Source organism: Streptomyces sp. NPDC051320, from assembly GCF_040682175.1.
Classification (GTDB): Bacteria; Actinomycetota; Actinomycetes; order Streptomycetales; family Streptomycetaceae; genus Streptomyces.
Window position 1 is genome coordinate 115,947 of record NZ_JBFBAL010000013.1, and the last position, 12,593, is coordinate 128,539.

12 protein-coding genes are annotated in these 12,593 nt (G+C 63.3%); 2 read left to right on the forward strand and 10 right to left on the reverse strand.

The features are described 5' to 3' along the window. Window positions 1-125: 125 nt before the first annotated feature. Both AB0M87_RS26360 and AB0M87_RS26365 read left to right on the forward strand, forming a co-directional pair. Complete coding sequence (locus tag AB0M87_RS26360) at window positions 126-887, forward strand: SDR family NAD(P)-dependent oxidoreductase (RefSeq protein WP_365857069.1); 762 nt, start codon at window positions 126-128, stop codon at window positions 885-887. A 241-nt stretch (window positions 888-1,128) separates the two neighbouring features. Then, entirely contained in the window at window positions 1,129-1,758 is a 630-nt protein-coding gene (locus tag AB0M87_RS26365) for an SMI1/KNR4 family protein (RefSeq protein WP_365857071.1), read from the forward strand. Between the two features lie 115 nt (window positions 1,759-1,873). Here the strand turns inward: AB0M87_RS26365 and AB0M87_RS26370 are convergent, their stop codons facing one another. The 10 genes from AB0M87_RS26370 to AB0M87_RS26415 form a co-directional block, all read right to left on the reverse strand. After that, window positions 1,874-2,236 carry a hypothetical protein gene (locus AB0M87_RS26370; RefSeq protein ID WP_365857073.1) on the reverse strand — a complete coding sequence of 121 codons (363 nt, stop codon included), beginning with the start codon at window positions 2,234-2,236 and terminating at the stop codon, window positions 1,874-1,876. Between the two features lie 4 nt (window positions 2,237-2,240). Continuing rightward, on the reverse strand, window positions 2,241-2,450 hold the full coding sequence (locus tag AB0M87_RS26375; protein WP_365857075.1) for a hypothetical protein: 210 nt from the start codon (window positions 2,448-2,450) through the stop codon (window positions 2,241-2,243). A gap of 314 nt (window positions 2,451-2,764) precedes the next feature. After that, entirely contained in the window at window positions 2,765-3,241 is a 477-nt protein-coding gene (locus tag AB0M87_RS26380; RefSeq protein ID WP_365857077.1) for a barstar family protein, read from the reverse strand. After that, the gene (locus AB0M87_RS26385) at window positions 3,238-7,623 is read right to left on the reverse strand and encodes a DUF6531 domain-containing protein (RefSeq protein ID WP_365857079.1); all 4,386 of its coding nucleotides are present in this window, start codon (window positions 7,621-7,623) and stop codon (window positions 3,238-3,240) included. Before AB0M87_RS26385 ends, AB0M87_RS26380 begins: the two co-directional genes overlap by 4 nt. A 5-nt stretch (window positions 7,624-7,628) precedes the next feature. Continuing rightward, complete coding sequence (locus AB0M87_RS26390) at window positions 7,629-7,940, reverse strand: hypothetical protein (protein ID WP_365857081.1); 312 nt, start codon at window positions 7,938-7,940, stop codon at window positions 7,629-7,631. Between the two features lie 245 nt (window positions 7,941-8,185). Next, entirely contained in the window at window positions 8,186-8,329 is a 144-nt protein-coding gene (locus AB0M87_RS26395; RefSeq protein WP_365857083.1) for a hypothetical protein, read from the reverse strand. Window positions 8,330-8,553: 224 nt separating this feature from the next. Continuing rightward, window positions 8,554-8,970 carry a hypothetical protein gene (locus AB0M87_RS26400; RefSeq protein ID WP_365857085.1) on the reverse strand — a complete coding sequence of 139 codons (417 nt, stop codon included), beginning with the start codon at window positions 8,968-8,970 and terminating at the stop codon, window positions 8,554-8,556. An 892-nt stretch (window positions 8,971-9,862) separates the two neighbouring features. Continuing rightward, window positions 9,863-10,660, reverse strand: coding sequence for a hypothetical protein (locus AB0M87_RS26405; protein ID WP_365857087.1), 798 nt, complete (start codon window positions 10,658-10,660; stop codon window positions 9,863-9,865). Between the two features lie 154 nt (window positions 10,661-10,814). Continuing rightward, a complete protein-coding gene (locus tag AB0M87_RS26410) occupies window positions 10,815-11,759 on the reverse strand; it encodes a hypothetical protein (protein WP_365857273.1) in 945 nt (314 codons plus the stop codon). A 98-nt stretch (window positions 11,760-11,857) separates the two neighbouring features. Beyond that, window positions 11,858-12,514: a hypothetical protein gene (locus AB0M87_RS26415; RefSeq protein WP_365857089.1), complete on the reverse strand. Its 657-nt coding sequence runs from the start codon at window positions 12,512-12,514 to the stop codon at window positions 11,858-11,860. Window positions 12,515-12,593: the final 79 nt, after the last annotated feature.

Below are 12,593 nucleotides of genomic sequence, written 5' to 3' on the forward strand. Positions count from 1 at the left end.
CCCTGCCGCACTCGGCGGAGACCGTCAAGACTTGCGGCATCACTGTTCGAGAAGGACAGAGATCATCGCTGAATAGTGCCGCGGGCCGAAACGCCGGCGGTGCTCTGCACTGAAGGGAAGACCTCATGGATCTCTCCGACCGCACCGTTTTCATCGTCGGCGGAACTTCTGGTATCGGCCGAGAACTGGCCCGGCGGTTCACCGCGGAAGGCAGCACCGTTGCCGTCGGCGGTCGCAGCTCGGGGGCGCTCTCCGAGCTTTCCGCCGAAGGCATCGGCACCTTCGCCATCGATGTCACCGACGGCGCCTCCGTCGCACGTGCCCGCGACGACGTACTCGCCCGGTACCCCGAGCTGGACACCGTGGTGACGATGTCGGGCGTCATGCTCCTGGAGGACTTGCGCGACCCCGGCCACTTCGAGGCGGCAGAGACGACGATCGACACCAACCTGGTCGGCACCATCCGGGTCATCGACGCGTTCACCCCGCACTTGGTCCAACGCGGCGCCGGCACCTTCGTCACCGTCACCTCCGGCATCGCCTTCCTGCCGTTTCCGCCCATGCCCACCTACGCCGCATCGAAAGCGGCGGTGCACGCCTACTCCGAGGCACTGCGCGCGCAACTCGATGGCACCGGCGTCAGCGTCGTCGAACTCGTCCCCCCGGCCGTCGCCACAGCAGGCCAGGAAAAGGTGAACCCGCACGCGCTGCCGCTCGACGACTTCGCCACCGAAGTCATGCAACTGTTCTCAGCGGAACCCACCCCCCACGAAATCCTCGTGAAGGGCGTCCTCATGCACCGCTGGGCGGAGCGCGACGGCACCTACGACGACCTTGTCGCACAGCGCTCCCAGGCCCTGGCCATGCTCCCCGGCCGCCAGGGCTGACACCTGTTCCGCGCGGCCCGGAGGCACGTCATCCGCGGCACCCATCGCCGATGGGTGGTGTCAGTGGTCGCTCCTAAGGTGATCGAATGACGTCGACCCCTGCCGCAGCCGACCCCTGCCGATACAAAGCTCCTGGGCGCGCATCGATGCCTGGCTCGCGGAGCACGCCCCGCTGAGCCGGGCACGGCTGCGCCCACCTGCGTCCCCCGGCGAGATAGCGGATGCCGAGCGGCGGCTCGGGGTGACGCTCCCTCCCGAACTCGTGGCCTCGCTCCGCTGCCACGACGGCGTCGAACTGGACGCGGGCGCACCGGAGTTCGCGCTGAAGGGCCCGTTCGCCGGGGTCGACGGCATCGGGCAGAACACTCTGTTCCTGCGGTCCATCGCTGAGGATGTCGAGGATCTGTACCACGACAAGGACGAGGACGACGATGAGCTCAACGCGTACTGGCGCCACGAGTGGCTGCTGATCACCCATGGCATCGCCTGGGACGCCCAGGACGGCTTGTTCGTCACGTGCCGCGCGGGTGACGACTACGGGCGCCTGGGCGACTACTTCAACGAGTACGCCCCCTCGTTCAGCGACTGGACCTCGCTGGGTGAGGCGCTGTCGGCGTTCGCCGACGCCCTGGATCGGCGGCTGCCCTCCGGGGGCCCGGTTCCGCTGGCTGTCGACGGAGCGCTGATCTGGGAGGAGCCCACGCGCACCGTCAAGGTACAGCCCACCTCGCTGCTCGAGCTCGCCGCGCGTACGCCCGAGCCCGACCCGGAACCCCCGCGCAGGCAGCCGGAACAGCCGACGAGCGGGGTGCATGGACATCGTTCACCGTGGTGGCGCGGGGGATCGACGGGGGCATGGAGGAGGTCGTGACCGTCCCGGCGCACAGACTGCTCACCTTGAAGCGCGTTCCAAAGGCAACGACGCCGGCGCACTCACCCCACCGGGGCGAGTGGCTCTCCCGTCCGCCGCGTCGGTGGGGCGGGGATCAGATACGGCCCATGCGGTGCAGTACCGTCGCCCACGGGTCCTCGGATCCCGCGCCGGTGAGTTCCTGATACCCGTGGCCGCAGGCACTGTCGAGCAGAAAGCCGTCGAGGATGTCGGCGAGCTTCTCGAACCCTTCGCTCTGCCACCAGATGACCCCCGTATCCGGGAAGCCCCAGACCGCGCCGGTCGCACGCTCGAGAAGCAGCGGATCTTCGTTGGCTTTTCCGAAGCAGAACCAGTCGCCACGATTCAATTGGACCGCCGTGCCCTCTGTCGGCTCGGCATAGAACTGCGAGTCCGCGACGACGTTCGCATCGAACAGGACCAGGCGCCCGCAGATCGCACCACTGGACTTCTGCAAGAAGTCAACCGTAACTGGCGGGCGCTTCCACGGGTTGCGGGCCTTCGTACCCGTCGGGTACGTCGTTCAGCATGCTCAGTTCGACATACTCGTCCAGTATGGCGCGGGCGGCGATCAGGAGTTCAGCCAGTGCGGCGGACATGCGGAGCCTCGTGTCCTCGTTGCGGCCGTGAGCAAGGGGCTGCCGCAGCGACAGCCTGGGGCGGCGATTCACCAGGAAACCTTTTCCGCCTTAACTGCCATGCTCCAGGCGGCCGCTCTCGTGAGGATCGGTCCGCTCACTTCGTCAGCGCCTGCGACAAGCGCGAGCCACCGAAGTTCATCGCAGGCAAAACAGGACTCGCCCCAGGAGTCGACCCATATATGGATCCTGGCGTCGGCAGATTATGTAAAGTCCCACCAAGACAATCCTTGGAATTCTGATTCCTGATCGAAATGGCAAAGCCATTACAGGAGCCGCTGAGCGGCCCCGGTTGTGTAGTGGATCACGCCTTGCTTCGCAAAATGGGCTGTCGCGAGGTCATTTCCTCATCGGCTTGACTGCGATTCGGAAATTTCGGAATCCAGCCTTTTACGCACATCGATTTGGCACAGGAGCACGATCCTAAGAGACGTCTTTGGCCTCCCGGTCAGCGCTGGCTTGACCGCCCAATACTCAGTCGCGTCTGAGAGGACTTGGAAGAAGGTGCTGCGCTCGTCTGCATCCTCGGTGAGAATAAACTCGGAATCATCGATTACTACCAGACATTTCGTGGCATCAAGCCACTGAAGGTCGAACAAGCAATCGCGTAGTGCATTCCAGTTCCAGCCGAAATAATTCGGAAGTCGCAAATTATCGTAGAATTGCGTGAATACTCCGTCCACGTCAGACATCTCCCGGCCGTTCATGCGTGCTGCGAAGATGGAGCCCGTAGGCGGTAGCGCCTTCTCTGTCAGAACCATGGAATCGCTCGGCACCGTCTGCATCAAAGGTGCAGAGTCGGACCACCAACTGGCTTCATTCAACGTCCAGTCTCCATTACAATATAGGTTTGGTAGTGGGTCGGAGTGTAGTACGCAGATCCGTCAGACCCGGTAATGACTCGCTCGCCACCCCACTTCGGATTCTGTGATGATTGCACCGTTCCCCATTCGGTGTAGCGAACTGGATTACCTGAGCTGTCAAAATCAGGAAGCTTATAGCCGCCATTCTTTCCACTGTTCGCGAAGGGGCGCGGGATTGAAGGCCCCATAAGCTGTGGGCCCGCACCTTGTGCCTCAACGCCAAATTCTCGGATATCCTGAAGAACTGCCTTGGATTCTGCAGGGACCTCAGTTGGAATCCACCCCTGCAATTTGGACGTATCGCCCATAGTCTCTCCGACTCGGCAAGGGCCGAGACCAAGGATATCCATCCATGTTTGGGGGTTATGGACATATGTCGTCGGATTGGGCGCCGGTGAGAGGCCCAATGGGTCTTGAGAGATGTAGCGGGAAGACTCAGGATTATAGTAGCGGAAGTAATTGTAGTGTAGTCCGGATTCGGGGTCGAAATACTGGCCCGGGAAACGGAGAGGTGTGTACGCATTGCTGTCTGCCGCCCATACAGTGTTGCCCCAGAGCGTGCTGCGTTTGCGCCAGGAGATCTCACCATTCTCGTTGAGTAGTTCGGTGGGAGCGCCTACTAGGTCGGTGACTATCACGAAGAAACGGGAGTCGACTTCTTCTTGGGGAGCGTCCGATGCACAGATACGCTCACTCTGAGCGAGGGGGTGCTGGCCTTGGTGGTCCCAGGTGAGGCTGACTGGATTAGGGAAGTCCGAACTAGTACCGGTCTGTTCGCAGAGTGTGGTGCCGTCCCAGACAAAGTCGATGTGTTCGACGACGGCTGATGTACCTGTGGCGAGGCGTTGTTTGGATGTTCGGCGTCCGAGTGCGTCGTATTTGTAGTGCCACCGGCTACCGTCTGGCGTAATGACGGTAGTCAGCCGGTCTTCGGCGTCCCATGTGTAATGCCAGGTATCTGGTTTACGGGAGAGACGGATCTTCTGGCGCAGGGTGACGCGGCCTTGGGCGTCGTGTTCATAACGGATGTTTCCGGCACGTGTGATGAGCGTGTCGGAGTACTCGCGAGGGCCGGTGGCTTCTTGGCCTGGGTGGGTGGTGGGCCAGGAGGCGCTGGTCTGGTTGCCCGCGTCGTCGTACGCGTAGTGCTCGCTCCAGCCTCGGGCTGTGACCGTGGTGACGCGACCGGCGCTGTCAAGGGTGAATTGGCTGGCGCCGTTCAGCTGGTCGTTGATGCCGATGAGGTTGCCGTCGGCGCGGTAGGTGTAGTCACGGCGCTGGATGCTTCGGCCGTTGGTGCTGGAGACGGACTGGGCTGTCAGACGTCCGAGTCTGTCGAAGTCGTTTCCCAGGGTCACCGCCTCGCCGATCCGGCGGCTCAGCTCTCGTCCTGCCAGATCGAGGTCGAAGCTGATGGTGCGTCCGGATGTGGTGAGTTGGGTGCGATGGCCTGCCGCATCGTAATTCCAGGTGCTGGCTGCTCCGGTGGGTGTGGTCCGGGTGGTGCGCCGACCCATGACGTCGTACTCGTAGGTGATGGTTCGGCCGTTGACTGTTTCGTGCAGGAGGCGGCCCATGGAGTCGTGCTCCAGAGACAGGACGGCATCGGGGGAGACGGCCTGGGTTATTCGGCCTGACGGTGTGTAGGCGAAGGTGGTGACCTGGCCGTCGGCGTCTTTATGAATGATCCGGCCGAGTTGGTCGTGACTGAAGCGGATGGTCTGGCCGAGCGCGTTGATGCGGGTGGTGAGATGTCCCGCTGCATCATGTGTATAGGTGAGGGTGCGATTGCTGAAGTCTGTTTCGGATATCAGATGGCCGGCAGCATCGTATGCGTAGTTCCAGGTGTGGCCCATGGGGTTGCGGACTTGATTGAGGCGCAGTTCGGCGTCATAGCTGAAGTTATGGCGCGTTCCGTCCGGGTCGATACGTGCCGACGTCAAGTCGAATGCTGTGTACTCGAAGCGGGAAACAGCACCCATAGCGTTGGTATGGCTGACGCAGTTGCCTTCACCGTCGTACTGCCACGACTCGCAGGTGCCATCGGGCTCTGTACGTCGGGCAGGTTTGCCTTCCACTGTCCATTCAAGGCGTGTTGTGGAGCCGAGGGGATCGGTCACGGAAGTGGGCCGGCCGAAGGTACCGCGTGTATAGCGGGTGACAGCGCCGAGGGGGTCGGCGATCTCGGTGATCAGTCCTGCACGGTCACAGCGCACTCGTGTGACGTGACCAGCGGCGTCGGTGACCGCCACGAGGCCGCCTGCTTTGTCGTATGCGAACTTACTGATCGACCCGGCTGGATCGATCACAGCGGTGCGTTTTCCGCGTTCGTCGAATTCCTGCCGCCAGGCAGTGCCATCCGGTGCGGTCACCGTGATGGGCAGGCCGAGTTCGTTGTACTCGGTGGTGACCTCCTGGCCGTCCGGGCGCATGACAGCCACCATCCGGCCGTTGTTGTCGTAGGTGTAGTGGGTGGTGTGGCCGAGTGGGTTGGTGATGGCGGTCAGTTGGTGGTCGGTGTCCCAAAGTTTGTGGGTGGTGTGGCCGAGTGGGTTGGTTTCGCGGATGAGGCGGTAGGCGTCGTTGTGTTCGTAGTGGGTGGTGTAGCCGAGGGAGTTGGTGACGGTGGTGGTGTGGGTGGTGTCGTTGTAGGTGAGGGTGCCGGAGAGGTAGCCGCCGGTGCCGTCGGTGCGGATGACGCGGCCGCGTGTGTCGTAGGTGTAGGCGTAGGTGGTGTCGTTGCGGTCGGTCCAGGAGGTGATGCGGCCTTGGGGGTCGTAGGTGAAGCGCAGGGGCAGGCCCGAGGAGTTGGTGACCTCGGTGAGGTGCCCGTCCTGGTTATAGCCATAGGTGAGCAGGAGTGTGCCTGCGGCGTCGGGGTGGTCGGGGTCGATGAGGCGGAGGGCGGTGATGCGGGGCTGGGTGGGGTGGTGGTCGAGGGCGATGCGGTAACCGCCGGTGTGGCTGACTTCGGTGGGAATGCCGTCGTCGGTGTAGTGGAGGGTGATGCGCTGGTTGTTGCGGTCGACGATGGCCTGCAGGGGCAGATCGATGGCATGGCCGTCGTCGGTGGGCTGCGGGGTGTGGAAGAGGTAGGCCAGCCCGGTGTCCGGATCGGTGATACGCAGACCGCCATCGGTTTCCGTATCCCAGGTCAACGCCAGACGTGACCCGGTCTCCGGGTAGACTGGTGCGCCATCCTCCGGATCGGGGTGGGGGTAGGTGAGACGGGCGCCGTCGGGCGCGGTGTAGATGATCCCCTCATCGTCGACCTGAACGCGCTGGTCGAGGGTGGACGCCCAGGAGGGTCCGAACCAGCCGCCCCACCGGTAGGAGGAGAGGTGGGTGCGCTGAAGGATCAGCGGGAGGGTGCCGGGGAGCTGGACATCGGTCTGCGGCAGCAGCATGTCACCCGTGGCGACGTCGATCGGGTCGAGCTTGCACTCCTTGAACATGTTGCGGATGGAGGCGGGGAGCTTCTCCCACTCCGAGGGCCGCAGCTTCAGCCGGGACAGCCCGGACCCGTTGAGTTTCAGCGCCTTCGCGAGGTCGCCGAGTTCGCCGGGCTTGAGAGCCTTGAGCCCCTTGCCGAGGGCTTTGCCGAGGAACCCCAGACCGACACCGGCCACGGCACCTTCGGTGAGGAGCTTGGCGAGCTTCCCCGGGTCCTTGAACGCGCCGGGATCCTCGAGCGCGGTCGTGAACGCGGTGAACTTCATGCCCTCACCGGCGAGTTTCCCGACCTTCGCGACGGTCTTGATGTCCTTGAGAGCCTTCAGCGCCCGCTCGACGTTACGGACCGCCTCCATCACCGTGCGCACCGTGCTGCCCAGCGCGCCGCCTTCCTCCTCGATCCGCGCAACCAGCGCGATGACCTTCAGCGCGCGCTCGCCCGCCACCAGGGTGGAGGCCACCTCCGACATGCCCGCGGTCAACACGGACAGGGCGAGGCCGGCGATCTCGAACTCGGCGATCTCCGCGAGCATCACACCGATCTGCGTGATCAGCTCATGCGCCTCATCCGCGAACTTGTCCAGCGCGGTCGCACCATCCCGCAACGAGTGCGCCATATCGGTGGCGTGCTTGCGCATCGCCCGCGCCCGCTTGGAAAAGGCTTTGGCGGTCTCGCCTTCCCAGGTCACGTCCGCCAGGGCCAGCTCTGCGGCATGGCCGGCCTCGTCGAGACCCTTGGCCAGGGCCCGCCAGTGCTTCGCGATCTCCCGGACCCCGTCCGGATCGACAGCCGGGTCGGTGATACCGAGGAACTCCAGGCCACTGGCCATGGTCGACCCGAAGGCATGGTTGGCCTTGCTGATCCAGTGCAGCGGATTGAGATCAACCACCGTGCTCAGCCCTTCTTCGCGCGGGCAGCCGCACTCAGCAACACATCCAGCAGATCGAACGCGTCGGACACCTCACCGAGCAGCTTCGCCTCCGCGTTCCACTCCTCGCTCAGGCTCTCCGTCAGAGCGGACAGAGTGTTCATGCCATCACGGATGTCCCCGGTGGCCTTCAACAAAGAACCCAGCGCCCCCAACGCCGACAGATCATGCGAAGCCGCCTTGAAATCATGCAACGGCTTCGCCGTGTGATGCGGCGCCCCCCGCAACCCCGCCGACCCCTTCGCCATCGACGCAGCATCCTTCGCCAGATCCGACACGATCCCCACCCCCGTATACAACCGCGCACATGACAACCGAACAAAGATACGCAACCGAGTGGGGGGTGTGTCCCGGCACACGCCAAGGACAGGTCAAACATGGCCGGATACGCTGCCCAAGCGGATGTTCCGGCCACCACCGGTTGCCTCTACGCCCTCTTGGCATTGAGCGGTTGATGGCCTGGATCTCCTGGACGGTGACGTCCTGGGGGGCGCCGAACTCGCCGTTGGGCAATGGCTGTTCGTCAGGATTTTTCGCAGACCTGCGCCGCGTCATCCATCCAGCGGTCGGGATCCCTGGTGGCGACCCACCAACTGCCTTCGTCGGCCTTGTCCTTGTTGTAGTTCTTGTACTTGCCGTCCTTGTATATGTCCCGGAACTGGCCCACGGCAGTCTTTGCGTAGCTGGGCTGCCTGGGGGTCGTTTGCGACGGTGTTGTATCCATCCTCCGTGTTCTTGGCGAACTCGTCGGCCGAATATGGCTCGTACCAGCAGGCGGGCGGGGCCCAGTTCCCTACGGGAGTCATACTTCCGGAGGTGTCCCCTGATGCCTTTGTCGAGCCCTTGAAGGTGATGCGGGAGGAGAGAGTCTGGCACGGGTCGTCGCTACCTCTACGCAGTCGGATCTAAAGCAGCGCGCGCATCCTCATGCGTTTCCGATGGGACGTCTGTGAACCGCAGACTCCGAAGGACATCAGCCATCACCGGGGCGTATCGTTCCTCCCAGTGCTGGATGCTGGGCGTGGAGAACGCGACCAGACACATGCGCTCGTTGTCGACGGAAATCGTGTTCGGAACCGGGATGATCGCGTGGAACTGCGCGGTCGGCACTTCGACCTCCTCGCCGACGTGGGACAGATTCGCGGGAAGCGTGTAGCTCTGGCCACCAGTGAAGATCGCCGCTTTGCCGCAAGGGACATCGAGGACGGTCCCACACCATTCCGATCCTCGGGACTGGAGGACGCCGCGCAAGGTTCCGTGGGCTGTCGCTGCGTCATCGCCGCCATGAGAAAAGTCCACGACAGTCACAGCCAGGGAAGCTTGGGATGGTGCCCCTTCGATGGAGTGGAGGCAACGGGCCGCGTACACGACCCCGACTTGGTCCAAGAGTCGGGATACGTGGTGCAGTGCTCCTGCCATCTCGCTCAATGTCTGCCGATCTTCCGTGGCTACGAGCGATAGGTGGGCGTTGCGAGAATTGACCTCCATCCAGGCCTCGTCGAAGTCCAATCCGATTGGTACGTCTACGAAGTCGGAGGGGACGGCGAAGCTGATGTGCATCACTGATCGCCCCGTCTGCCGTCCCTCTGGTCGCGAGCTACCGACGGCGGTGGGGGCGGTGGAGGCGGGCCACCATGTCCGGTATGGCCCTCGTCGAAACGGGAAACGATCTGCTGATTACGCTCGTACCAGCGCCGCCCCCACCGTGGCGTCAAAGCTGCGGTTACGGCGATGAGGGCACCGAGTACGGCGAGAGGGTAAGCGGTACCTGTTGTACCGCGTGTCAACCAGGCGATCACGAAGCAAGCCAGGCTGACGAATATCGCGAGTCCTACGACTGCTTTCGTCCCATTGGTCTCGTAAGCCGTGACATTGCGTCTCGCGGCTGCCGCTGCTACGGCACTGATCGGTCCTCCTGCGACACCCGGTGGGCCTGGAGTTCCCCATGCAGCGGGAAGCAGCGGCCCCCCCGTGCGCATCCTGGCTTCGGTCGTTCGTGCTCTCTGACGTACGTCAGGTGAATCATTTCGTACGTAAACCATGCGCCACTGCCCCCTCGTGACGCAAGTGGATTCCCTGAGATCGTAACCCAACTCGAATCCAATTGCCGAAATTCTGTCCGCGCGCGCCAAATCGCCGCCCCGCAGCGTGATATCGACAGTGCCTCGCCCGTCGAAGTAGCCAAGGATCTGTTCATCCTTCATGACGCGCCTTCGTTTCTCTGCTGTCGCTTTGCGGCATGGTCCTTCTCGCTGCCGCCTTTCCAGGCGTTCTCGAACGCTACGAGCAGAGGTCCGCCGGAGGGGACCACTATGCCTGATGCTTCTTCAATCGCCTGTCGGTGATTTTTCGGGGCAAAGTAGCCAAGGGTGGTCGGATCGCCCGTGAATGACGAAACGGTGTCAATCAGGCCGAAGTTGGCCGCAGCATCCGCCACCCGGCTGGCCGAGGCGACCCGGGCGACCCCCTTGAAGGCGAAGCCGGCTGGAAGGATCCCGAGGCCGTCCTGTGCCAGAGTCCGGTTCGACACGACAGACTCGCCTCCAGCAGCCCGCGCCGTTCCGTGTAATGCCAGCGCGCCGAGAGCCGACAACCCTGATGCGCCGGCCAGCGCCTCGGATCCCACAGCCAAAGGTGGAAATGCCGCACTGCAAATGAGTAGCACGAGCGAGATCGCGCCCAGTGCGGCACTAACAGTCGCGAGCACGTCACCCAGTGCGGCGATGGCGTTGGCGTGTTCCACGAGCCACTTGGCTGCGGCGGCGACGCCTGTATCGATCACGTCGAGCACGACGTCATCAATCTTGCCGAGCACTTTGCCGATCTCCTTGAGGGCGCTGCCCAGTTTGTGCAAAGCCCCTGGCTCGTTGGGCGCGATGTCCATTGCCTTGTCCAGGCGTCGGGCGACGGATTGCCCTTCCAGGACGTGGTCGCTGGCCAGTTTGCGCGCCTGGGCCCGGATCTTTTCCAGTTCGGCTTCTGCTGTGCTGGCTGCCAATTCGGTGGACGATCTCTGCTTCTCGGTCCGGTCTCGCTTACGCGCTTCTGCATCGTCCTTCGGGGCGTCGAAAGGAATGCCTGAGGTTGCTGCGGACCCGGTCGAGCACGCCGATGTCTATGCTTATGTCGCTCATCATTCCCCCGTTGACGACTTACTGATTGATGGCCTGGATCTCCTGGACGGTGACGTCCTGGGATGCGCCGAACTCGCCGTCGGGCAGCGACTGTTCGTCGGTGACACCGGTTCCGGTCCAGTGGATCTTCCAGGTGACGGTGGCCGTGAGCTTGTACGTCCCGTTCCCGGAGGAGCGTAGGTACTCCACGCCGCAGGGCGGCGTCTGGTCCGCTTTGCCCTTGGCGTAGGGCTCGCCGATACGTCCGTTGTTGATCGGGCACTCGCCGGAGGCCGGGAACGTGGTCGCGTCGCTGGTGCCGGGCTCGATTTTGAGGGAGACCGGCTCGGCTGTGGTGGTGGCCTGGATGTTGAGGCCGCCGGCGTTCAGCGATGCGGTGACCGAGACCGGGTTGAATTTGGCCTTGTCCAGCCATGCCCAGGTGGGCAGGTTCACCTTGGTGGTGTCGGCGGGGGCGAGTGTGACCTTGGTGTCCGGAAGCTTGATCTTGTTATAAGCCAGCTGGGACAGGATCTCGGGTGTGACCGCGTTCTTGACCTTGGGGGTCACGCCGTTCTTGACCCAGAAGGTGGCCGTGTCGCACTCGAACGCAGCAGGGTCGAGTGCGTCCTCGCGTGCCTTGTCCCGGACAGCGTCCCACCACATGCCTTTCCCCGTTTGGGACTTGTTGAAGTCCTTGTAGGGGTTGCCCTTGATGTAGTGGTCCTCGTCCAGCGCGTGGGCCTCGCCCGCCCCACTGAAGTCCGGTATGTCCCAGCGCCGCTGAAACTCCTTTTTGAACTGGGCGGGAGACCACTTCGGCTCGTACCAGCATGCGGGCGGCGACCAGTTGGTGACAGGAGTCACGGGTGTCGCCGATTTGTTACTGCCGTTCTTCGACTCGTCGAAGCGGATCGCTGTGGCGTACACGCTCTCTTTACGGGTGCCACCAGAGACCTTGGCGGGGGGCGGCTCTCCCGGCAGTGCACCCCCGTGCGCTCCGTGGCCGCCGGCAACTGCGGGCGAAGCTGCGGCAAGTAGGACGGTCACTGAGAGGATGCCTGCAGAGACGCACCGACGAGTCACTGGCACTGCGAGGCTCCCCTGTGCGCGACGAGCTCGGTCGTCTGCCAGATGCCCTCAGAATTCTTCTTGAGTCGTGTGCTGTAGAGGCCCAGATAGTCGGCTGGATTCGTCACGGCCCCGGATTTCTTACCGGTCTTGAGGTCCTTGTTGAATGACTTTGAATCGTCGGAGCAGTACGTCAGGGTTGCTACGTTCCCCTTGAGAGAAGTGATGTTGCGCTTGAAATAGCGGACCTGGCCGGTCCACGTGATCCCCTCGTCGTAGAAGCCTTGGACCCAGACGGCGCCTGCCTTCGCTGCATTCCCTGCCAGGTAGGTGCCAAAGGCAGGCTTCTCCAGGCTCCGGGTGTAGACGGCCTCATCCATCGCGGAGATGGCCTGCGTGTTGTCGTGGAGGATCGCGTCCTTCACCGGATCCCCGGTCTCTCCGCCTTCGAAGATATTGTGCATGTCCTTGGCGAGCGTGATCTTCGGGCGGCCCGCGGCGTCAGAGGGGCTCGCGCTCGGTGAGGCCGGCTTCGCGCTGGCGCTGCTGTCAGCGCCCGCGATCTTGTCGTTGCCCTTCGGCTTGTCGTCACCACCGCCGCATGCCGTGAGCAGGAGGGCTGCAGCGGCCGTGAGTGCGGCGGCAGCGGACAAGGGGCGGCGGTTCACTAGCGACTCCAGTGGGGGTGGTTACTCAGGCGTACCAACGTTATCTGGAGGGTAATGGGTTCACCAGTGCGAACTTCTA

Coding starts and splice junctions, on each gene's coding strand:
- AB0M87_RS26360 (WP_365857069.1), top strand. CDS start 126: ATGGATCTCTCCGACCGCACCGTTTTCATCGTCGGCGGAACTTCTGGT.